Source organism: Prochlorococcus marinus XMU1404, assembly GCF_017696175.1.
Taxonomy (GTDB): domain Bacteria; phylum Cyanobacteriota; class Cyanobacteriia; order PCC-6307; family Cyanobiaceae; genus Prochlorococcus_A; species Prochlorococcus_A marinus_X.
Genome location: NZ_JAAORE010000002.1, coordinates 214118 through 235874, shown reverse-complemented (window position 1 = coordinate 235874; position 21757 = coordinate 214118). Strand labels below are relative to the sequence as shown.

24 protein-coding genes are annotated in these 21757 nt (G+C 29.7%); 13 read left to right on the top strand and 11 right to left on the bottom strand.

Annotation, left to right across the window (positions count from 1 at the left end; all coding sequences use genetic code 11):
• Window positions 1-32: 32 nt before the first annotated feature.
• Window positions 33-1778, bottom strand: coding sequence for an ABC transporter ATP-binding protein (locus HA144_RS04895; RefSeq protein ID WP_209042996.1), 1746 nt, complete (start codon window positions 1776-1778; stop codon window positions 33-35).
• Window positions 1779-1858: 80 nt separating this feature from the next.
• Here HA144_RS04895 and HA144_RS04890 point away from each other — a divergent pair, with 80 nt between their 5' ends.
• The 9 genes from HA144_RS04890 to HA144_RS04850 all read left to right on the top strand — a co-directional run bounded on the left by HA144_RS04890 (window position 1859) and on the right by HA144_RS04850 (window position 11631).
• A complete protein-coding gene (locus HA144_RS04890) occupies window positions 1859-2155 on the top strand; it encodes a DUF3288 family protein (RefSeq protein WP_209042995.1) in 297 nt (98 codons plus the stop codon).
• Between the two features lie 36 nt (window positions 2156-2191).
• Entirely contained in the window at window positions 2192-3220 is a 1029-nt protein-coding gene (gene trpD, locus HA144_RS04885) for an anthranilate phosphoribosyltransferase (RefSeq protein WP_209042994.1), read from the top strand.
• A 20-nt stretch (window positions 3221-3240) separates the two neighbouring features.
• Window positions 3241-4380: a glutamine-hydrolyzing carbamoyl-phosphate synthase small subunit gene (carA, locus tag HA144_RS04880; RefSeq protein WP_209042993.1), complete on the top strand. Its 1140-nt coding sequence runs from the start codon at window positions 3241-3243 to the stop codon at window positions 4378-4380.
• A 61-nt stretch (window positions 4381-4441) separates the two neighbouring features.
• Window positions 4442-4807 carry an STAS domain-containing protein gene (locus HA144_RS04875; protein WP_209043230.1) on the top strand — a complete coding sequence of 122 codons (366 nt, stop codon included), beginning with the start codon at window positions 4442-4444 and terminating at the stop codon, window positions 4805-4807.
• Entirely contained in the window at window positions 4804-5199 is a 396-nt protein-coding gene (locus tag HA144_RS04870; protein WP_209042992.1) for a ribonuclease III domain-containing protein, read from the top strand. The genes HA144_RS04875 and HA144_RS04870 overlap by 4 nt, the downstream gene beginning before the upstream one ends.
• 7 nt (window positions 5200-5206) lie before the next feature.
• A complete protein-coding gene (gene rlmB / locus HA144_RS04865; RefSeq protein ID WP_209042991.1) occupies window positions 5207-6214 on the top strand; it encodes a 23S rRNA (guanosine(2251)-2'-O)-methyltransferase RlmB in 1008 nt (335 codons plus the stop codon).
• A gap of 138 nt (window positions 6215-6352) precedes the next feature.
• Window positions 6353-6568: a DUF1816 domain-containing protein gene (locus HA144_RS04860; RefSeq protein ID WP_209042990.1), complete on the top strand. Its 216-nt coding sequence runs from the start codon at window positions 6353-6355 to the stop codon at window positions 6566-6568.
• Window positions 6569-6600: 32 nt separating this feature from the next.
• Window positions 6601-8049 (top strand): Asp-tRNA(Asn)/Glu-tRNA(Gln) amidotransferase subunit GatA, encoded by a 1449-nt coding sequence (gene gatA / locus HA144_RS04855; RefSeq protein WP_209042989.1) that lies wholly within the window; start codon window positions 6601-6603, stop codon window positions 8047-8049.
• An 84-nt stretch (window positions 8050-8133) separates the two neighbouring features.
• Entirely contained in the window at window positions 8134-11631 is a 3498-nt protein-coding gene (locus tag HA144_RS04850) for a DNA polymerase III subunit alpha (RefSeq protein WP_209042988.1), read from the top strand.
• A gap of 1 nt (window position 11632) precedes the next feature.
• Here the strand turns inward: HA144_RS04850 and HA144_RS04845 are convergent, their stop codons facing one another.
• The 5 genes from HA144_RS04845 to HA144_RS04825 are packed head-to-tail and all read right to left on the bottom strand — an operon-like array spanning window position 11633 to window position 14343.
• Window positions 11633-12082, bottom strand: a complete 450-nt coding sequence (locus HA144_RS04845; protein WP_209042987.1) for a PAM68 family protein — start codon at window positions 12080-12082, stop codon at window positions 11633-11635.
• A 9-nt stretch (window positions 12083-12091) separates the two neighbouring features.
• Entirely contained in the window at window positions 12092-12361 is a 270-nt protein-coding gene (gene rpsO / locus HA144_RS04840) for a 30S ribosomal protein S15 (protein ID WP_209042986.1), read from the bottom strand.
• Between the two features lie 32 nt (window positions 12362-12393).
• Window positions 12394-13071, bottom strand: coding sequence for a Holliday junction branch migration protein RuvA (gene ruvA, locus HA144_RS04835; protein ID WP_209042985.1), 678 nt, complete (start codon window positions 13069-13071; stop codon window positions 12394-12396).
• On the bottom strand, window positions 13072-13428 hold the full coding sequence (locus HA144_RS04830; RefSeq protein WP_209042984.1) for a glycine zipper 2TM domain-containing protein: 357 nt from the start codon (window positions 13426-13428) through the stop codon (window positions 13072-13074).
• A gap of 24 nt (window positions 13429-13452) precedes the next feature.
• Complete coding sequence (locus HA144_RS04825) at window positions 13453-14343, bottom strand: DMT family transporter (protein WP_209042983.1); 891 nt, start codon at window positions 14341-14343, stop codon at window positions 13453-13455.
• 94 nt (window positions 14344-14437) lie between these two features.
• On the opposite strand from HA144_RS04825, the gene dnaG reads away from it, so the two are divergent.
• Complete coding sequence (gene dnaG, locus HA144_RS04820) at window positions 14438-16468, top strand: DNA primase (RefSeq protein WP_209042982.1); 2031 nt, start codon at window positions 14438-14440, stop codon at window positions 16466-16468.
• 16 nt (window positions 16469-16484) lie between these two features.
• On the opposite strand, the gene HA144_RS04815 is transcribed toward dnaG, so the two are convergent.
• The 5 genes from HA144_RS04815 to HA144_RS04795 all read right to left on the bottom strand — a co-directional run bounded on the left by HA144_RS04815 (window position 16485) and on the right by HA144_RS04795 (window position 19530).
• A complete protein-coding gene (locus tag HA144_RS04815; RefSeq protein WP_209042981.1) occupies window positions 16485-16952 on the bottom strand; it encodes a serine hydroxymethyltransferase in 468 nt (155 codons plus the stop codon).
• A gap of 10 nt (window positions 16953-16962) precedes the next feature.
• Window positions 16963-18249, bottom strand: a complete 1287-nt coding sequence (locus HA144_RS04810; RefSeq protein ID WP_209042980.1) for a Y-family DNA polymerase — start codon at window positions 18247-18249, stop codon at window positions 16963-16965.
• The gene (locus HA144_RS04805) at window positions 18246-18662 is read right to left on the bottom strand and encodes a LexA family protein (RefSeq protein ID WP_209042979.1); all 417 of its coding nucleotides are present in this window, start codon (window positions 18660-18662) and stop codon (window positions 18246-18248) included. The genes HA144_RS04810 and HA144_RS04805 overlap by 4 nt, the downstream gene beginning before the upstream one ends.
• Before the next feature lie 99 nt (window positions 18663-18761).
• Window positions 18762-19178, bottom strand: coding sequence for a 23S rRNA (pseudouridine(1915)-N(3))-methyltransferase RlmH (locus tag HA144_RS04800; protein WP_209042978.1), 417 nt, complete (start codon window positions 19176-19178; stop codon window positions 18762-18764).
• A 19-nt stretch (window positions 19179-19197) separates the two neighbouring features.
• The gene (locus HA144_RS04795) at window positions 19198-19530 is read right to left on the bottom strand and encodes a hypothetical protein (protein WP_209042977.1); all 333 of its coding nucleotides are present in this window, start codon (window positions 19528-19530) and stop codon (window positions 19198-19200) included.
• 56 nt (window positions 19531-19586) lie between these two features.
• On the opposite strand from HA144_RS04795, the gene rsmA reads away from it, so the two are divergent.
• The 3 genes from rsmA to HA144_RS04780 are packed head-to-tail and all read left to right on the top strand — an operon-like array spanning window position 19587 to window position 21686.
• Window positions 19587-20411 (top strand): 16S rRNA (adenine(1518)-N(6)/adenine(1519)-N(6))-dimethyltransferase RsmA, encoded by an 825-nt coding sequence (gene rsmA / locus HA144_RS04790; protein ID WP_209042976.1) that lies wholly within the window; start codon window positions 19587-19589, stop codon window positions 20409-20411.
• 12 nt (window positions 20412-20423) lie between these two features.
• Window positions 20424-21359, top strand: coding sequence for a 4-(cytidine 5'-diphospho)-2-C-methyl-D-erythritol kinase (gene ispE / locus HA144_RS04785; RefSeq protein ID WP_209042975.1), 936 nt, complete (start codon window positions 20424-20426; stop codon window positions 21357-21359).
• Window positions 21360-21383: 24 nt separating this feature from the next.
• Window positions 21384-21686 carry a DUF3082 domain-containing protein gene (locus HA144_RS04780; RefSeq protein ID WP_209042974.1) on the top strand — a complete coding sequence of 101 codons (303 nt, stop codon included), beginning with the start codon at window positions 21384-21386 and terminating at the stop codon, window positions 21684-21686.
• Window positions 21687-21757 lie beyond the last annotated feature (71 nt).

Sequence of the window (21757 nt, the reverse complement as noted above, 5' to 3'; positions counted from 1 at the left end):
AAATTTATATATCATAAGTAAAAAAATAACTTTTAGCTTTCAACAATGTTAGTTGCCAGTTCTCTTTCCCAAAGTTTTTTGTATAAACCCTTCGATTTTACTAAATCTTTATGATGACCTTCTTGAACTATTTCTCCTTTATCCATTACTAAAATTCTGTCACAAGTAGCAGCTACAGATAATTGGTGGCTAATCATTAAAATTGTTTTATTACTTGTTTGTCGCATTTCTTCTATTATTATTGCGGCAGTTTTATTATCAACACTTGCTAAAGCATCATCAAGAACGACAATAGGAGAATTCACTAGTAATGCTCTTCCAAGTGCTGTTCTTTGCCTTTGTCCTCCACTTAGTGTGATACCTCTCTCTCCAACAATTGTTTTAAATTTTTGAGGAAAACTATTGATGTCATCGATTAAACCTGCTTTCATTGCGCTTTTTTTTACTAATCCTAGAGTTGCTTTTGGTTCTCCAAATCGCAGGTTTTCTGAGATTGAGGTAGTAAATAAGAATGCTTCTTGAGGAACAATTGCAATATTTTTTCTTAGGTCGCTTAATTTAATGTTTTTCACATCAATCTTATCTAAATACAATTGACCATTTGGAATATCAATAGTTCTTCCAAGAGACTTTGCTAATGTTGTTTTGCCGCAACCTACAGGCCCAACTATCGCAACAAGTTCTCCAGGATAAATTTTAAAATTGAGACCATTTAGTGAATTAAATGTTGCACCTGGATATTTTATGGTTAATTCTTTTGCTTCTAATATACCTTTTATTTTTCTTTTTAAAAATTTGGTTTTTGCTCCATCTACAATACTTGGATTGTTTTGAAAAATTTCTTCTACACGATCTAAACTTACTTGACCGAGTTGAAAAGTATTTAAAGTAAACCCTAAAAGAGCTGTAGGGAAAACAAGCCTTTCTACATAAAGAATTAAGGCTACTAGACCTCCTATTGTAATAAATCCACCATTTAGTTGATAAGTTCCTAATCCTAATAAAATCAATAGAGAAATTGAGGATATACCTTGAAGCAATGGGAAAAGTGTACTTGCTGTTCTTGCAAGCTTTATCGCCGAATTTTGATATGCATCATTATATCTATCAAATTCTTTCTTCTCAGCAATTTCTTGTGCATAAATTTTAATTGCACTTATACCAGAAAGATCTTCTTGTATCAGATCACTAAGTTTGGATAATGACTCTTGTTGAGCTTTTCTTTGATTAACCATTTTGCCTCCGAATAAGCTAACAATTCCAAGTATTAATGGGAATATCAATAGAGCGGATATTGTTAATTTTTTGTTTATCGAAAACATCGATGGAATAGTAAAGGAATAAGCTAAAACGATGTTACATAAACTTAAAACCGTAAAACCCAATAGCCTTCTTATGTTTTCAACATCACTTGTCGCTCTGCTAATAATGTCCCCGCTACCTTTTTTTTGTATCCATTCAGGATCTTGAATAAGCAAATGATCAAAAAGTTTTTGACGTAGATTAACCTCAACCTTTCTACCTATCCCAAATACAATTTGCCTAGAAAAAAGTCTAATTAAACCCATGCAAGTTGCTAATAAAACTAACCATAGTGATTTAGAAATTACAAAATTCGAAGAAAAACCGGTTTGTAATTGGTCAATTATGTTTTTTACTTCTAGAGGTATTACAACGCTTAATACATTTACTACTAAGAGGGCTAAAGCTCCATATAAAAATTCTTTTTTGTATGGTCTAAGGTATTTAGATATGACTTTAAACTTTAAATTTTTCATTTTATTTTGCCAATATGATTAAGATAATGTTTCATTTTTAAATATGTGAGCTAATTTTATAAATGATTCAGTAATTATTTATGAGTAAAGAGCAAACTCATCCATTACACGCAACAGACAAAATTATTATAGATTCTCTCATCTCTAAAAAAGATCCAGAAAATCTCGATTTTATTAATTTAGCTAGATTAATAAATCGATATACAAATTTTCCTGGTGAGGTTGAAATTAAAGAAGATATCGAAAAAATTTTAAAATTTTGGAAAATTAATAAAAATCAACTTTTCTCAAAAACAAAAAGTATTTGGTCAAAAAATTTCAGGCCCTCAAACACAACTAAAGATTTAGTTGGGTCAGGTTTTGATACTTCAAATTAATTTTTCTCATCATATCTTTTTAAAATAAAAAAATTAATGTCTTCTAAATTAACGAACGCTGAAATCTTAAATATTTTGCTGGAGGGGAAAAACCTTGATGACATAACTTCTAGATTATTAATGAAGAGATGGCTTAATGATGAAATATCTGATGTTCAAACAGGTGCTTTTTTGAGCGCTTTGAGAGCAAAAGGGTCTACAGGTTTAGAATTGTCTTCTATGGCTGAGGAACTATTAAATGTATGCGAATTGCCAGTAGAAAGACCAAATTTGTATATTGTTGATACTTGTGGAACTGGAGGTGATGGAGCTAATACATTTAATATTTCCACTGCAGTAGCTTTTGTCGCGGCATCTTGTGGTGTTCAAATTGCAAAACATGGAAATAAAAGTGCTAGTGGAAAAGTTGGCTCTGCTGATGTTTTATTGAATCTTGGTATAAATCTAAATTGTTCATTAGAAAAAGTAATTTCAGCTGTAAATGAAATTGGAATTACTTTTTTGTTTGCACCTATTTGGCATAAATCTTTAATTAAACTGGCTCCATTAAGAAAAGCTCTTGGAATAAGGACTGTATTTAATCAACTTGGACCATTGGTAAACCCTTTAAGACCTAATGCGCAAGTATTAGGTGTCGCATCTGAAGATCATCTAGAGCCTATGGGAAGTGCCTTATTGAAGATGGGAATGAATAGAGCAATAGTAGTTCATGGTTCTGGCGGTCTTGATGAAGCATCTCTTCAAGGAGACAATAAATTAGTTTTTGTGGAGAAAGGAAAATTAAGGTTTTCAAAAATCAATATTTCAGATTTTAATTATGAAAATATTTCAAACGAAAAGCTTGTAGTTTCTGAAAGCGACTCTAATGAGGAAATTTTACAGTCTGTTCTAAATGGTTCTGGACTTAAATCTCATAAACAGGTTGTTGCCTTGAATGCTGCGTTAGTATTATGGGTTGCAGGAATTGAAGACGATTTACATAAAGGTTTTGATAAAGCTTTTTTATGTATTAATCAAGGAAAACCTTTGGAAAAATTTATACTTTTAAAAAATTATTTATCCTAATATGTTCTAATATCACATAGATGATTAATCCCTTTAAAAAAAATGCAAAATTAGTTTTAAGTAATGGATTTATATTCCCTGGATTTTCTTTTGGCTCTTCTGGAACTGCTGTTGGTGAAATAGTTTTTAATACTGGAATGACTGGGTATCAAGAGGTTATTACAGATCCAAGCTATTATGGACAAATATTAACATTCACTTATCCAGAGATTGGTAATACTGGTATTAATTCTGAAGATTCAGAATCTAGTGGTTGCGTTAAAGGAATAATTGTTAGAAATTACTCATCAAATAATAGTAATTGGAGATCTTTAAAAAATTTTAATGAATGGTTAGTAGAAAAAAATATCATAGGTCTTTACGGAATAGATACAAGAGCTCTTGTCAAAATTTTAAGATCCAGCGGTTCTATGAATGGGGTTATTACCTCTGAAGAGAGAACTGAAGAAAGTTGTATAAAATTAATAAATAAAACTCCAAAAATGGAGGGATTGAATCTATCAAAAGTAGTTTCAACAAAAAAACAATATTTTTGGCGTAATCCTACAGAAACAAGTTTTGATCTTAGAAAAAGATATTCTGAAAAGCCTAATACACTAAAAGTTGTAGCAATTGATTTTGGTATTAAAAAATCTATTTTGAATAGACTAGTTTCTCATGGTTGTGAAATTTTGGTATTACCTTCACAATCTTCTTTGAATGATGTTTTATCTAATAATCCTGATGGGATATTCTTCTCAAATGGTCCAGGAGATCCTTCTTCGGTTAGTGAAGGTATAGATTTAGCCAAATCACTTATTGAATATGGCGAAATACCTATGTTTGGAATTTGTCTAGGCCATCAAATATTTGGAATAGCCTTAGGAGGTTCTACTTATAAACTTCCTTTTGGACATCGTGGTTTAAATCATCCTTGTGGAGAGAATAATCAAATTGAGATTACTAGTCAGAATCATGGTTTTGCAATTGATCCTAATTCTCTCTCAAAGGAAATAGTCAAAATCACCCACTATAACCTTAATGATAGTACAGTTGCAGGATTGGAAGTTAATAATAAGCCAATATTTAGCGTTCAATATCATCCAGAAGCAGGTCCTGGTCCGCATGATTCAGATTATTTATTTAAGAAATTTGTTTCTCTAATGTTAGAAAGATGTTGACATATTGTTTTCTTTTGATTTGATAATTACATTTGATGTATTAATTTTTTGGAGGAATTAGATCATAGAAGATTTCCATAAGCTGACGGTTTCTTTAAGAGGAAACATCGATGTAAAAACAAATATTATCGTTTTTACTTTTAAGGGCCAACTTGATGCCTTCTCAGAAAAACAATTTAAAACTTTTGTAACTAATAATTTAAAAAATGAGCTTCCATTTGTTATTGATCTTTCAAAAATTGATTTTCTAGATTCTTCCGGTCTTGGAGCTCTTGTTCAGACAGCTAAAGAATGTAAAAAATTAAAGTTAGGTTTCTCAGTTGTTGGTAATTCGAGAGTTGCACAAACTATTAAACTTGTCCGCTTAGGTGAATTCCTTAACTTAAAGTCAAGTCTTGAAGATGCAATAACTTATTTAAAAAATTGAATTATTGGATTCAAAATTTGGTTCCGTTCGGATCTCCCGAGGAAATAGGAGTTATTCAACTAGCCTGGCTTGGGGATTCAGTATGGGAACTACATCAAAGACTAAGATATGTTCATTTTCCTATGAAATCAAAAGAACTTCATTTATCAGTAGTTAATGAAGTAAAGGCAAAATCTCAATCAGAATCTCTTAGTCAAATCGAACATTTGTTAAATGCAAATGAAATTGATTTAATTAGAAGAGCTAGAAATAAAACAAGGAGATACCCAAAGTCATCAGACCCTACAATTTACTCAAGAGCAACTGGTTTTGAAACTATTATTGGTTGGCTATTTTTGAAAGATCCTCAAAGATTATCAACTCTTTTTGAATACCTTGATATTCAAACTTAATTAATCAATGAAAAACACATCTAAAAATTATTTTTCTGGAAAGAATCGTAAACAAAATAAAAAAAATTCTGATTCCAATTCATATTTTAAAAACACAAATCCCTCAAATAAAATTAATGGAATTCTGAACAATTCTTCTAAAAATAAAGGTATTAATAATTTATATGAAACTGATAAAAATAGAAGTCGCTTTTCATCTTTGAGAAGAAAGCCAACAAATAAATCTTATGAAGGAGATTTTAATAAATCTCCAGATATTTATCATGATCTTCCAAATAAAAAAAATTATAATGACTGGATTTGGGGGAAACATTCAGTTTTTGAGGCCCTTATTAGTGAGAGTGCTATTAATAGGATTTGGTGTACATCAGAAATTTTTTCTTCAGAAAAATTCTATATCCTACTTAAGGAACTTAAATCAAAAGGAGTTCTCATAGAAGAAGTTTCTTGGAACAGACTTTCTCAATTGACTTCTGGGGCTTCACATCAAGGCGTGGCGTTGCAGTTAGCTTGCTCTAAAACAATATCTCTAGAAAAATTAATCGAACTGTCTAAGAAAAATACTGCCAATCCAATTATTCTTGCATTAGATGGCATTACTGATCCACATAATGTTGGTGCAATTATAAGATCAGCAGAGGCATTTGATTGCAAAGGTATTATTATTCCTCAAAGAAGGTCAGCGGGATTAACTGGTACAGTTGCAAAGGTTGCTGCGGGAGCTTTGGAATACTTGCCAGTAAGTAGAGTTATTAATTTAAATAGGTCAATAGAAGAGTTAAAAAAAAATGGTTTTCTTATTATTGGATTAACTGGAGATGCTAAGTTATCTATCTCACGGTTTTATGAAAAAACTCCCATGGTAGTAATTGTAGGAGCTGAAGATAAAGGTATTTCTTTGCTAACTCAAAAAAAATGCGATTTCCTATTAAATATTCCATTAAAAGGTAAGACATCAAGTTTAAATGCATCAGTTGCAGCGGCAATATCACTATTTCATCTAACGAGCAATTAATTATTTTCTAAATAATTAATGTATTTATTTTTATTAAAATATTGCAGTTTCAATATATTAAATGAACATTTATTGAATTTTTACTTCAAAATTGTATAGAATTTAACAAGAATTAATGGTCTTTAAAGACCTGAAAAATTGATTAGAAATTTTGGAAACAAACTCGGACTAGCTTGGTGGGCTAAGATTGAGACTCAACAACCTAATACTACTTATTGGTTTGGTCCTTTTATTACAAAACGCAGCTTAAAAGAAAACTTGACTTCTTTTATTAATGACCTCTCCGATGAAGGTTCTAAAAATATTAAACATAGCTTGATACGTTGTAAAAAAGAAGAACCTCTAACTGTTTGATAATCTAAAATTTTTAAGTTATAAGTTTGGAAATGGATTTTAATTCCTTCAGAAATGAAATTAATAGTAAAAATGCTTCTGTTAAAGAACTAATAAATGATATTTTTTTAAAAATAGATTCAAAAGATCCTGAAATCAATTCATATATTTGTACTACAAAAGCCAATGCGATAATACAAGCCGAAAATATAGATAAATTAATTCTTAATGAAGAAATACTCCCTCCTCTTGCGGGAATGCCAATAGCAATTAAAGATAATATTTGCACTAAGGGAGTTTTAACTACTTGTGCAAGCAAAATGCTTAAAAGTTTTGTTGCGCCTTATGAATCAACAGCCTCAAGTAAACTATGGGCTGCAGGTGGTATTTGTCTTGGCAAGACAAATTTGGATGAATTTGCAATGGGTAGTTCAACAGAAACTTCTACCTTTGGGGTCACTTCAAATCCTTGGGATATTGATAGAGTACCAGGAGGGAGTTCAGGAGGGAGTGCAGCTTCAGTTGCCGCTGGATTATGTTCTGCTGCAATAGGTTCTGATACTGGTGGATCAATAAGGCAACCAGCTTCTTTTTGCGGTGTTGTTGGACTTAAGCCAACTTATGGAAGAGTAAGTAGATGGGGATTAATAGCATTTGCAAGCTCACTTGATCAAATTGGACCAATTACGAATACTGTCTCAGACGCAGCTGAAATACTCTATTCAATATCTGGAAAGGATCCCTTAGATTCAACATGTCTAAATAAACCAGTGCCAAATTATTTAAGTGATTTAAATAAATCTATAAAGGATTTAAAAATTGGGATTATAAAAGAATGTTTTGAACATCCAGGTCTTAATCCAGAAGTGAAAGAATCTGTTCTTTCGGGAGTTGAGAGATTTAAAAATTTAGGAGCAGAAATTATTGAAGTTGAGTGCCCTAGGTTTACCGATGGAATTGCCACGTATTATGTTATTGCACCGTCTGAAGCATCTGCAAATTTAGCCAGATATGATGGAGTTAAATATGGTTATAGATCAGATGAAGCTTCAAATCTTATAGATATGACTTCAAAAAGCAGGGCTGAAGGATTTGGCGATGAAGTACAAAGAAGAATCTTGATAGGAACTTATGCTTTATCAGCTGGATACAGTGATGCCTATTACAAGAAAGCACAAAAAGTAAGAACGTTGATAAGAAAAGATTTTGATAATTCCTTTAAGAAAGTTGATATTTTATTAACTCCAACTTGTCCAACAACTGCTTTTTTGAAGGGCGATTTTGCAAATGATCCACTTTCTATGTATTTGTCGGATCTCTTAACTGTACCCGCTAATCTAGCTGGACTACCTGCTATCAGTATTCCCTGCGGTTTTGATTCTAAGGGATTACCTATAGGACTTCAACTAATTGGAAATGTTTTGGAAGAAGATAGAATATTGAATGCTGCACATATTTTCGAAATAGATGCTCAAGTAATTAAGAATAGACCATTATTCTAAATTTGTATTAATAAATAAAATTTAATTTTAAATTATAGACCTTTTAGAAATTTTCTCTATCTTATATATATAAATAGATTAAATATGGGTTTCGTTCCTCTTCATAATCACAGTGACTACAGTTTGCTTGATGGGGCAAGTCAAATTTCTAAAATTGTAGATAGAGCTTGTGATCTTGGGATTGATTCTATTGCTCTTACCGATCATGGCGTCATGTATGGAGTTCTTGATTTAGTCAAAAAGTGTAAAGAGAAAGGTATAAAACCAATTATTGGTAATGAAATGTATGTGATTAATGGCTCTATTGATGATCCTCAGCCTAAAAAAGAGAAAAGATATCATTTGGTAGTGTTAGCTAAAAATCGTACTGGTTATAAAAATCTCGTAAAGTTGACTACAATCAGTCATCTAAATGGCATGAGAGGTAGAGGTATTTTTTCTAGACCGTGTATTGATAAATTTCTTTTAAAGAAATATAAAGAGGGTCTTATAGTTTCTACCGCTTGTCTCGGGGGAGAGATACCTCAGGCAATCTTGAAAGGAAGATTAGATGTAGCAGAGGATATTGCTCTTTGGTATAAAAAATTATTTGAAGATGATTTTTATCTAGAAATACAAGATCACGGCTCTATTGAAGATAGAATTGTTAATGTTGAATTATTAAAAATTGGTAAAAAGCATAAAATAAAAGTTATTGCGACAAATGATGCTCACTACATATCCAATATGGATGTTGAAGCGCATGATGCTTTACTTTGTGTATTAACAGGAAAACTAATCAGCGATGAAAAAAGATTGAGATATACCGGCACAGAATATATTAAAAGTGAAAATGAAATGCTTGAACTGTTTAGAGATCATATTGATGATGAATCAATTAGAGAGGCAGTCAACAATACTGTAGAAATATCCGAGAAAATTGAAGTATTTGAATTGTTTGGTAAATATAGAATGCCAAAATTTCCTCTTAAGGAAGAGCAAGATTCTTTCTCTCTGCTTACAAAACTTTCTAATGAGGGTCTTCTAAAGAGACTTAAAAAAAAGGATCTTACAGAAGTTGATGAGATTTATAAAAAAAGACTATCTACGGAATTAAAAATAATAAAAGATATGGGCTTCCCAGACTATTTTTTGGTTGTATGGGATTATATAAAATTTGCGAGAGATAACTCTATCCCAGTAGGCCCTGGTAGAGGTTCTGCTGCAGGCTCACTAGTCGCTTATTCTCTTCAAATAACAAATATTGATCCAGTTGAGCATGGATTATTGTTTGAGAGATTTTTAAATCCTGCAAGAAAGTCGATGCCTGATATTGATACCGACTTTTGTATTGATAGAAGAAATGAAGTTATTGATTATGTTACTAATCGATATGGAGAGGACAAAGTTGCGCAAATAATTACTTTCAATAAATTGACTTCTAAGGCGGTTTTAAAAGATGTTGCTAGGGTCCTAGATATTCCTTATGGAGAGGCCGATAAATTGGCCAAGTTAATACCTGTTGTAAGAGGGAAACCTTATAAACTCAATGAAATGATTGATAAGAATTCTCCCAGCCAAGAGTTTAGGGATAAATACATTAATGACAATAGTGTAAAAAAATGGATTGATTTGGCTTTAAGAATTGAAGGAACTAATAAAACATATGGGGTTCATGCTGCAGGAGTTGTTATTGCATCAGATCCTCTTGATGAACTTGTACCACTTCAAAGGAATAATGAAGGTCAAATAATAACCCAATATTCTATGGATGATATTGAATCTCTTGGATTATTGAAAATGGATTTCTTGGGTCTTAAGAATCTTACGATGATTGAAAAGACAGTTTCTCTGATTAATCAATCCACTGGAAAGATAATAAATATTGATGATTTACCTCAAAATGATTTTAAAACTTTTGACCTCATTGGTAGAGGAGACCTTGAAGGCATTTTTCAACTTGAATCTTCTGGTATGAAACAAGTCGTAAAAGATTTCAAACCTAACTCTCTAGAGGATATTTCATCCATATTGGCTCTTTATAGACCTGGTCCTCTTGATGCAGGCCTTATACCTAAATTCATAAATCGAAAAAATGGTAACGAAAAGGTTGATTTCCCTCATCCTTTTATTAAGTCAATTCTCACGGAAACCTACGGAATTATGGTTTACCAGGAACAAATTATGAAAATTGCTCAAGACTTAGCTGGATATTCTTTAGGGGATGCTGATTTACTTCGAAGAGCAATGGGGAAAAAGAAAGTATCAGAGATGGTAAAACATAGGAATATTTTTGTCGAGGGCTCTATGAAGAAAGGAGTAAATGAAAAATTAGCAAATGATCTTTTTGATCAAATGGTTTTATTCGCAGAATATTGTTTTAATAAAAGTCACTCAACTGCTTATGGCGCTGTAACTTATCAAACTGCATTTTTAAAAGCTCATTTTCCTGTTGCATATATGGCAGCCCTTTTAAGTGTAAATTCTGGTTCCAGCGACAAGATGCAAAGATATATTTCTAATTGTTATTCCATGGGAATAGAAGTTATTTCACCAAGCATTAATTTCTCTGGGGTTGATTTCACTATTAAGAATAATCAGATATTATTCGGTCTTTCTGCGATCAAAAATTTAGGAGATTCTGCCATAAGAAATATAATTGAAAACCGTAATACTTTTGGAATCTTTAAGTCATTATCTGATTTGTGCGATCGTTTGCCTTCTAATGTTCTTAATAAAAGAAGTCTTGAATCTCTCATTCATTGTGGAGCATTAGATGAGTTTTCAAATGATAATAATAGAGCTCAGTTATTGTCAGATCTAGAATATGCTATTGAATGGGCCTCTTCAAGAAATCGTGATAGGTTATCAGGACAAGGAAATCTATTTGACTCTAAAGAAGAATTTTCTAATATAGCTTTTTCAGATTCACAATTAGCTAAGGTTGATGATTATTCACTTATTGAGAAGTTAAAGTTAGAAAAACAGCTATTAGGCTTTTACTTATCTGATCATCCTCTAAAACATTTAACTAAACCAGCAAAACTTATATCTCCTGTAAGCATTTCACAGTTAGAAGAAACAAAAGATAGAACCAAAGTCTCTTTAGTTGGAATGATTCCTGATTTGAAGCAAATCACAACGAGAAAAGGAGATAGGATGGCTATAGTTCAGCTAGAAGATCTTTCTGGTAGTTGTGAAGCAATAGTTTTTCCAAAAACCTATGTAAGATTATCAGAATTTCTTTTGACTGATACAAGATTATTATTGTGGGGAACAATAGATAAAAAAAGTGATAAAACTCAATTAATAATTGATGATTGTAGAGAAATAGATAACCTTAAATTGCTTATTATTAATCTTGAAAGTTCTCAAGCCTCAGATGTAAGAGTGCAAAATACTTTAAGAGACTGTTTAATTAAATTTAAGCCAGATAAAGGTAGATGTGGAATCAAGATTCCAGTTATAGCAGCAGTAAGGAATAAAAATAGTGTTACCTACGTCAAATTTGGGGAACAATTTTGTATTGGAGATATACAAGGAGCATTCAAATTATTAGAGGATAAATCTTTCCAAGTTAACTTAAAATCTTTAGTTTCCTAGATTAATTTTTCTCCTCATAATTTTGAGTTGCAGGCTTAAATGCCGCTTTAGCTCGTTCTATGTTCATTGGAATATTTTCGATACCGAAAAAAGAGCCTGGCTCCTTATCCCAACTTGCTGATAGTATTCCAAAACTCAAGCCTGCAAGACCTAATAAGAAAAACAATGCTGAAATTGCAATAGTTGATGAAGGAGGTATTTCGGCAATATTTCTTGTAACGATAAAATAACTAACAATAAATACTGACATGCCCATTATTGTCGGTATTCCTGCAGTAAAAAAAATTCTTCTAGCCATTCTATCAGCTACATATTTTGGTATCCCGCTTGTTGAAGGCTTTGGTTTAATTACAGTTTTAGATTTGTTTTCTATATTAGAAAAAGCTGTTTTTTCAGATATTATTTTTTTCTTTTTATTAAGTATCTTTTTTTTTGATTGTTTTTTTTTCATAGATAGAAATCATCCTCTGATTCCTATTTTTTGGACTAAGTCTTGATATTTTTGGATGTTTTTATCTTTTATGTAAGATAGTAATCTTTTCCTTTTCCCAATCATTTTTAATAATCCTTGCCTTGAAGCAAAATCATGAATGTTGCCTTGAAGATGGTCACTTAATTTCGAAATTCTTTTTGAAAGCATTGCAATTTGAACTTCTGCTGATCCCGTATCAGTAGCGTGAACTTGGTGGCTTTTAATAAGCTCCTGTTTTTCAGCAGTATCTAATGACATAAAATTGTTTAACTTTTAACTATATTACTACGTTATCTGACTATATTACCACTATCGTTTTCTAAATGATTCATTGCCAACTTTAATAAAGATTCAAATGATATATTTTTTTCTTCATTAGTAAGTACTTCTTTATCTTTTTTTATAATTGGCAAAATACTTTTAATTTCCTTCTTGGTATAGTTTAGAGACTGAAGTGTTAAATTAAGGTCCTCGAACATTTTATCTAGTTTATTATTCCTAATTGGAATTTCATCTTTGTAAGATTTTTCATTAATTTTCAATTCATTATTAAATTTACCTTTTAATTCTAGAATTAACCTTTCAGCCATTTTTTGACCTATACCTGGAACTGAACAAATTAATTTTTTGTTTTCTGTATTAATGGCATTGATAACTTCACTGATGGATAATTTATTTAATAGAGACATAGCTATTTGAGATCCAATACCTCTAATATTTATTATTTCTATAAAAAAATTCTTTTGATCTTTAGATATAAATCCAAAAAACAAATCAGAATCTTCTCTTTTTATGTGTTTTATCCAAAAAGTAATGTTTTTATTAGAAATCTGATTTGTTTTTAGTTTGAAAAAAAATGATTCTAGTATTTGAAGTTCATATCCTAATCCTTGACAATTTATTAAAACAAAAAATTTTTGATTGGTTTCCCATGACTCAATCAGATCTCCACTTATCCAACTAATCAATTAACCACCATCCACCTGACAACCAATTAACGCTCCTGCCGTCCCACCTGCAGGCACTGCCCAAAATCGATCTTTCCCTCTAGAGGAGGATAGGGCTATTCCAGCACCAAGAATGCCGCCAATAACTGAACCTTCACTACAGTCATTGTCATCAATTTTTTCAGCTTGTCGTTCACCACCACAGGGAATTACTACATCAACCTCATAACTTTTTACGTAGCCTGGGTTTGATTTTGTGCCAGGTATATATTCCTCTCTATATTCAGTTCTTGTACAAGTTACTGACTTTGGAGTTGTTGCATTAACTTGAAGAATAGGAGAAAAACAAAAAATAAAAGCTAAATAGAAAAATTTCAACGTTTTTTTTACTCTTATAATATTCTATGCCTTTTTGATGATTTTGGTAGTAGAAATAATAGTTCCTAATAAAACTAGTGAGGCTCCCAATATAAATTTTATGTTAATTATTTCACTAAAAAACAAAACCCCCCATATTGAACCGAATAAAACTTGTAGATAGTTAATTGCTGAAGCATCAGAAGCAGGTAAATTTTTTAATCCTATAGTTAAGAAAGTTTGACCTAATTGAGTAAATAAGCCAATTCCAATGATCCAAAATAATTCATTCCAATTTGGGGTAACCCATTTGATTAAGACAATTGGCAATAATGTTATAAAAGAAACAAGTGGAAAATATTCAATAATTACATAAACATCTTCAGTAAATGAAAGTTTCTTAACTGTAACGTAGGCTAATGCAGTGAAGATTGCCCCTAGAAATGCTATCGAAATTGACATATTTTTAATTTCAGCGTTTATATTTGATAATTGAGTTGGATTTATAATTACTAATATTCCAATCCAGCCAATAATTAAAGCAAAAATTAAATTACGAGTTATTTTTTCATTTATAAATATTCCAGCAAATATAGATATAAAGATAGGATATGTGTACTGAATGACAGTAGATATACCAAGAGGCATATTTCTTATGGCATGAAAAATACAAACTAAAGCTAGGGTTCCTAAAATACCCCTCAAGATAAGTAATGGTCTGTCTTTGCCCCAAGGGCTTATATTTTTTAGATTAATTATGAATAATGTAATTATTAAACTTAACATTGATCTGAAGAAAACCAATTCATAAATAGGTATTCTTTTATCGATATTTTTTACGCACAAAGTCATTAAACTAAAGAAGAAAGAGGCAAATACCAAATTAAACTTATTCAATGAATTGAATTTTTTTTCTAATTCCTCGATATTTATCATTTAAAAAAATATTTTTATTGTGAAATTAAGTAGATTCTTATTAGATTTTGAACTATAACAAATAAATCATAATTTACTTTTTGATAAATTCTCAATGGTTCATTCTATACACCCTAGAACTATTCAGGAGATTAAAGAAAAGGCAGATATTGTTGAAGTTATATCTGAACATATTGTTCTTAAGAAGAAAGGGAAGGAATTTGTAGGAATTTGTCCTTTCCATGATGATACCAAGCCATCTATGACAGTATCACCAAGTAAACAATTCTATTATTGTTTTTCTTGTGGGGCTGGTGGTAACTCTATTAAATTTTTAATGGAATTTACTCGTGCAAACTTTTCTGATGTTGTACTATCTCTTGCCAAAAAAAATAATATTAATGTTGAAAATTTTGAAGGTCCCCAATTAGAAGCATATAAAAAACAATTATCTAGAAAGGAAGAACTTTATAAAATACTAAGAGTCACAAAAAATTGGTTTACGTCTCAATTAAATAATTCTCTCGGTGTTGAAGCAATGAAATATTTAAAATCAAAGAGAAACTTGAATAATAAAATTATTGATAACTTTGAATTAGGTTTCGCTCCAAATTCTTGGAATGATTTATTTAATTATCTATCCAAGGTAGAAAAATTTCCTATTGATCTAATATTATCTTCAGGTCTTGCAATTTCTAAAGATAATTCTGACAAGATTTATGATCGTTTTAGAAATAGATTAATTGTTCCAATACATGATATGCAGGGAAGAGTAGTAGCCTTTGGGGGCAGATCTCTTGACGGACAAGAGCCCAAATATCTTAATTCACCTGAATCAGAGATATTTGAAAAGGGAAAAATGTTGTTTGCATTCGAAAAAGCTTCTAGCAGTATTAGAAAAAGAGATAAGGCCATTATTGTTGAAGGTTACTTTGATGTGATTTCTCTGCATTCAAAAGGCATTACTAATTCTGTAGCTTCCCTAGGTACCGCTCTAAATAAGTATCAAATATCTCAACTATGTAGATGCACAGATAATAAAAATATAATCTTGAATTTTGATTCTGATAATGCAGGAATATTAGCTACAAAAAGAGTAATAAATGAAGTCGAGAGTCTATCTCTTCATGATCAAATTAATCTAAAGATACTTCAAATTAGAGATTTTAAAGATCCTGATGAATTTTTGAATAGTCATACTCCAGAAGATTATTTTAATTTAATTGATAATTCTTCTTTTTGGATTGATTGGGAGATTGATCAAATCTTTAAGGATAAAGACCTAACTAAGTCAGAAATTTTCCAGAGTGTTATTTCTTCATTAGTGAAATTGTTGAGTAAATTACCTCAATCATCAATCAGAACTCATTACTTACAAAAAGTTTCTGAAAGATTAAGTAAGGGTCAAGCTAGGTTGGCGATTCAGTTTGAACAAGATTTAAGAAATCAAGTTAAAGGATTTCGTTGGCATGGTAGATCAAAAAAATTTGAACAACCAAATGAAATTTCTCGGCGTGAGAAAAATGAATCTGAAATAATTTTTTATTATTTACATTGTCCAGATCTTAGGCTATTTATTCGTGATGAATTTCTCAAAAGAGAAATTAATTTTTTTAATACTAATTATATTCAAAATTTATGGGAAATTATTTCAAAAATTGAACAAAATAATTTGGGTTTAAATTATTTAGATGATTTAAAAAAACCAAATAGTCAAATCCTTCAAAAAGAGTTTTCTGCTATTAACTTAATTTCACTTCTACCAGATTACTTAGCGCTTAATAATCATCAATCATCAAATAAAATTAATATTTTTATTAATCCAAATGAGTTGTTTTTAACATTGCTGAGCAATCCTAAGGACAATTTACTTGGAACTTTATCACTTCTTGAGAAATATAATTCTTTAAAAAGATGTAGGCACTTGATCGAATCTTGGGGATCTCAAAGATTAAAAACTTTAGAAAATTGTATATCTATCTTAATTGATAATTCTTCAGGGCCTTCAAATACTAGTAAAGAGATAGACGATCTTTTTAAGGATTTAAATTCAGACGCTATTAAATTTCAGGAATTATATTATTTAGAAAGACAACATATTAATTTTTTAGATAAACAACGCTGTGGTAATTTCATTGCTAATTAACACGTTGACTTTAAATTTAAAGACAGTATTTTTTAATTAAGTTTTTAACCTTTTTGGGTTTATCTTCAAGAACATAAGCTTCTACTTCTTTTGCATAAGTGCCAGAAAAATTTGATGTAGAGAACTCTAACGCTTTTCTCTTGCTTTGATGCAATTTAGTTTCTAATTTTTTTATATCCCCTATTGTTCTATTGTTATTACATCTTTGTATTGCATGAGTTGCTTCATGTCTTAATGCTTTTCTTATTGCCCTTTCTGTTTTGAAGTTGTCCTTGTTTGGTAGCTGCTTTTTATTCCTATAATTTGTTTTCCTTTTTGCATTTTCAGTACATATTATTATTTTACTTTCTTTAAAATTATGTAGCCCTTTTATTTCTTTGTTTAAGAGACATTCAATTTTATTTTCTTCAACTATGTAGTTTGCTTTTGTTAATAAGTCAAGAATCTCTCTATCTAATTTGCTTAAAAATATTATAAATTCCATTTTATTTTGTTTACTTCACTATAGTTGGTATTTGTTCTATATCAGTTGTAGATGAGCGACTTAAAAAATTCTTATTGATCGTCCAACTTTTTGGATTTTTTGTAATAGCCCACGTAATTGCATTATTATTAAATCTTTTATTTAATAAATCAATCGTTCTCATAAGGTTTGTTGATTTTCTTAGGTCTTTCTGAGATTTATGATTGATAACTGATTGCTGTAAATATTCGCTACTTGTTAAATCCTGCATTAAAACACCAGCTTTTGAGAATTTATATTCGGGATTATAAATTTCTTTAGATAATTCAACTACTATTTTTAAAATGCTGTTTGTGTCATCTGTTGCATTTGTAAGTTTTCTATGAGCACTTCTTTGATAATTTTGACTTGAATATTTACTGGTTCTAGCAAATACTCTAATATTGGATGATTGCAAATTCTGACTTCTCATTTTTTCAGAGGCTTTTATTGCGTGAGTTGCCAGTGCTTGAGTTAAGTCTTCTAATTTTGTGATAGGCGTGCCGAAACTCCTGCTCACCTGAATTTCTTTTTTTGATTTCTTGTTTTTTTCTATGGGCAGGCATCTATGGCCTTTCAGTTCTAATTGCAGTCTTTTCCCTACGATGCCTAATTTCTTAATGATTTCATTTTCTTCCATATCTCTTAGTTCTCTCGCATTTTTAATACCTTTACTTTGCAACCAATTAGAGGTTTGTTTTCCGACTCCCCATATCTTATCTATACTAATTCTTTTCAAATAATTATTCTCATTTTCGGTTCTAGCTAAATCAAATATTCCAGCTGAATAATCAATATTTTTAGCTAGTTTATTAGCAATTTTTGCTCTTACTTTATTTTCTCCTATTCCTACTGTTATGGTAATCCCTAGATTCTGATATATTAATGATCTTATGCTTCTTGCCCAAGGATATAGATTTTCATCATTAGGTCTAGAAATCGAGACGAATGCTTCGTCAATAGAATAAATTTCTATCTGTTCACAGTAGTTTTTCAGTAAATTCATTAGTCTTCTGCTCATATCCCCATAAAGCGAGTAGTTTGAGCTTAAGACTGCTACATCTAGTTTATTTAGTCTTTCTTTGACCTTAAAATACGGAGTTCCCATTTTAATTTTTAAAGCTCGTGCTTCAGGGCTTCTTGCAATGATACATCCGTCATTATTAGATAAAATTACTACTGGTTTATTTCTCAAATGAGGATTAATATTTTGTTCACATGACGCGTAAAAATTATTAGCATCTATAAGAGCTATTGCATCAATATTTGAAATTCTCATAAATAGCTATGTATTGAATAAATAACAACTCCCCATATCTGCACATCAATATGGTTTTTAAATCTAAAATCAGGATAATTATGATTTTCTGCTTTTAAATATAATTCATTATTTTTTATAGATAATCTTTTTATTGTAAATTCTCCGTCTATCATCGCAATGATGATATTCCCTGGCCTGGCTGTTAAGCTCTTGTCTACTATTATTAAATCTTTATCTTTAATTCCTGCATTTATCATTGAGTCACCTTTAACTCTAAGAAAAAAAGTGCTAAACGGATTAGATATTAAATGTTCGTTTAAATCAATATTTTCTTCCGTATAGTCATCTGCAGGAGAAGGAAACCCTGCTGATATCGAATCAGTTAATAAGGGAATTCCGAACCTTTTAGTAGTTGAATCAAAGGAATCCAAGACTTGAATTAATAGTATAAATGTACTATACAATAAAAAATCAAAGAATAGTTAGTTATTAAAGTTTTATAGATTAATTTTAGATTAAATCTAATTTTTTTAAGAACGATGGTAAGGGGAGTTGTTAGATATAGAAATAGCTCTATAGATTTGCTCGACAAGGATTAATCTAGCTAATTCATGAGGAAAAGTTAAAGGAGAAAGACTAAATATAAGATCTGAATTTTTTTTTATATCTGAACTTATTCCATCAGTATCACCTATTAAGAAATTAATTTTTTTATTTTTAAAATTCAAGAGTAAGGAACATAGTTCAACTGAATTAAACTGTTTCCCTTCTTCACTTAGGCATATAATAATATTGTTATTAGATCTAAGATTATTTAAATTAAAAGTCTTTAACTCATTAATGATAAGTTCAGGCATTCTTTTTTTATATTGATTAATTCCATCTCTAATCCAAAGTTTTTTTATTTTGCCGATAGCATAAATTGCTAATCTATTACTCTGAAGCATAAGTAAATATTAAAACTAATTATTCATCAAGAAGATAATTAAATTCATCATATAGTTCCTCTTCGGTTGTTAATTTCTTGGAAATATTATCTTTTTTAGAATTCATATTAATTTTATTAAGCTCACTTTTTCTTAGTGAATTATTAACGTTAGAAGTTTCTTCTAAAGATTCTGAATTATCAATTAACGAATAAAAAATTTCATTGGGATCTTCTGAATTAAGTGAATTGGTGATTAAATTATCATTATTATTTATATTTGTGTAATTATTTATATTTTTACTTTCGTTATTTAAATTTTTCTTTTTTTTAAATTTATTGAGTTTATCTAAATTTTTTTTTGATAAGCTCATGATATAAAGTATTAAATAAATTTATATTTAATTTAAACATATTATTTATCTTTTAGATGAATTCTAAAAACTATCATCAAAAAAAAAGATTTGGACAACATTGGTTGGTAAATAAAAAAATATTAGAAAAAATTAAAGAAGTTGCTGTTCTTAATGAAAATGACTTTATTTTAGAAATTGGTCCTGGTAAAGGAGCTTTAACATCTAAGTTGTTAGATTCAGAAATAAAAAAATTACATGCAATTGAATTAGATAAAGATTTAATAAATTTATTAAATGATAAATTCACTAATAATGATAAGTTTTCACTGCAGCAGGGAGATATTCTTTCTGTAGATTTAGATTCTATTAATAAGAAGATTACAAAAGTGATTGCAAATATTCCTTACAATATAACTGGCCCGATATTGGATATTTTCATAGGTCGATTGGGCATTATAAGAAACTATAATTACGAAAAAATAATATTTTTAATGCAGAAAGACGTTGTAGATAGGATCTTGTCAAAAGAAGGTGGTCCTAATGCTGGTGCGCTTAGTATAAGAATGCAACTTTTATCAAAAATAAAAAGAATATGTGATGTAGCGCCTTCATCATTTAGTCCGCCTCCAAAAGTTTATTCTTCTTTAGTAGTTTTCGAACCAATTAAAAATGATTTAAGAATGGACTTAAGTTTAGAAAAATATATAGATAAACTTCTTAGAATTTCATTTAATTCAAGAAGAAAAATGCTTAGAAATACTCTTAATTCAATACTTTCAAATGAAGAGATAAATGAATTATCTGAATCTTCAAAAATTTGTTTTAATTTAAGACCACAAGATATTTCAATTGACCAATGGATTAAGCTTGCAGAAAATTGTATTAAAATTAAAAAATAAAAGTTCAAGTATATGCAAGATTTAGCTAAAACGAAAATTAATATAAAATCTCCTGGCAAAATAAATTTGCACCTTGAAGTTATTGGGAAAAGAGAGGATGGATTTCATGAGTTAGCAATGATTATGCAAAATATCGATCTTTCTGATTATTTAGAATTGGAAATTAATAATGAAGGTTTAATTAAACTTGAATCTGATTGTAATGATTTAAGCTTATCTGAGGATAACTTAATTGTTAAATCAGCAAACCTATTAAGGAAAAAATCAAATATAGAATACGGTGCGAATATATTTTTAAGAAAAAATATTCCAATTGGCGCAGGATTAGCTGGTGGATCCAGTAATGCAGCAGCAACATTAATTGGTCTTAATAAGTTATGGGATTTGAACTTAGATCAAGAAACATTATGTTCATTAGCATCTACTTTAGGATCTGATATTCCCTTTTTTATAAATGGTGGTATTCAATTATGTTTTGGAAGAGGAGAAATTTTAGAGAAATTAGATTCAAACTTTGAATATGGAGTAATTCTTTTAAAAAATCCAAATGTATCAGTATCTACAGCTGAAACTTATAAAAAATATAGTAATAGATTTTGTGATCAATATCTTACTGATAGAGAAATGATTGAGAACATAAGAAAAAATTTAAGAGATAATGGTTTAAATAAATTTAATTTTGATAATCAACATTTATCTATTAAAAATGATTTGCAGTTAGTTGTTGAAAATGAAAATGATTCTGTAAAGCAAGCATTATATTTACTTTCTAAATTAGAAAATTGTCTCACATTTTCAATGAGTGGATCAGGCCCTACATGCTTTGCACTTTTTAAAGATATAGAGACTGCTAAAAAAGAATTAACTGCAAATTATAAATTGTTTAGAAATAAAGGTTACGATTCATGGGTTTGCACTTTCCTTGAAAAGGGAATAACATTCATTTAATTTTTTTTAATTCAAAATTTTATTGTGGCTGATAATAATAATGAGAATATTGAAAAAAACATTCCCGAAAAAGGACCATTAAATTTTATTGTAGGATCATTAACAAGTTTTTTATTATTTATATTTTTTTATTTTTTAAGTAATAAAATTGTAATTTATTTTTCAGTACATAAACCATCTAATTCTTCTGAAATAGTCCAAAATATTTCTTCTAGTATTAATACCTTAATAATTGGATTATCTTTTTTGCTAACTTTCTCTTTTGCTTTTATAGGTATAGGCCTTTTTATTGTATTTATTCGCAGTTTTTTTCTGAAGAAAAATTGAATTGCCAATATTATGAAGAAAACACCTTCTTTGAATGTCTTTACATGACTTAGGCCTTTTAGTCCTTTTGC

Bases quoted from the DNA above. Each gene is read 5' to 3' on its own strand.
- HA144_RS04815 (WP_209042981.1), bottom strand. From the start codon at position 16,952: ATGGAATTTATAATATTTTTAAGCAAATTAGATAGAGAGATTCTTGAC.
- HA144_RS04795 (WP_209042977.1), bottom strand. From the start codon at position 19,530: ATGAGCTTATCAAAAAAAAATTTAGATAAACTCAATAAATTTAAAAAA.
- rsmA (WP_209042976.1), top strand. From the start codon at position 19,587: ATGAATTCTAAAAACTATCATCAAAAAAAAAGATTTGGACAACATTGG.
- HA144_RS04825 (WP_209042983.1), bottom strand. From the start codon at position 14,343: ATGATAAATATCGAGGAATTAGAAAAAAAATTCAATTCATTGAATAAG.
- carA (WP_209042993.1), top strand. From the start codon at position 3,241: ATGATTAATCCCTTTAAAAAAAATGCAAAATTAGTTTTAAGTAATGGA.
- ispE (WP_209042975.1), top strand. From the start codon at position 20,424: ATGCAAGATTTAGCTAAAACGAAAATTAATATAAAATCTCCTGGCAAA.
- HA144_RS04850 (WP_209042988.1), top strand. From the start codon at position 8,134: ATGGGTTTCGTTCCTCTTCATAATCACAGTGACTACAGTTTGCTTGAT.
- dnaG (WP_209042982.1), top strand. From the start codon at position 14,438: ATGGTTCATTCTATACACCCTAGAACTATTCAGGAGATTAAAGAAAAG.
- HA144_RS04845 (WP_209042987.1), bottom strand. From the start codon at position 12,082: ATGAAAAAAAAACAATCAAAAAAAAAGATACTTAATAAAAAGAAAAAA.
- HA144_RS04890 (WP_209042995.1), top strand. From the start codon at position 1,859: ATGAGTAAAGAGCAAACTCATCCATTACACGCAACAGACAAAATTATT.
- HA144_RS04810 (WP_209042980.1), bottom strand. From the start codon at position 18,249: ATGAGAATTTCAAATATTGATGCAATAGCTCTTATAGATGCTAATAAT.
- HA144_RS04895 (WP_209042996.1), bottom strand. From the start codon at position 1,778: ATGAAAAATTTAAAGTTTAAAGTCATATCTAAATACCTTAGACCATAC.
- trpD (WP_209042994.1), top strand. From the start codon at position 2,192: ATGTCTTCTAAATTAACGAACGCTGAAATCTTAAATATTTTGCTGGAG.
- gatA (WP_209042989.1), top strand. From the start codon at position 6,601: ATGGATTTTAATTCCTTCAGAAATGAAATTAATAGTAAAAATGCTTCT.
- rlmB (WP_209042991.1), top strand. From the start codon at position 5,207: ATGAAAAACACATCTAAAAATTATTTTTCTGGAAAGAATCGTAAACAA.
- HA144_RS04800 (WP_209042978.1), bottom strand. From the start codon at position 19,178: ATGCTTCAGAGTAATAGATTAGCAATTTATGCTATCGGCAAAATAAAA.
- rpsO (WP_209042986.1), bottom strand. From the start codon at position 12,361: ATGTCATTAGATACTGCTGAAAAACAGGAGCTTATTAAAAGCCACCAA.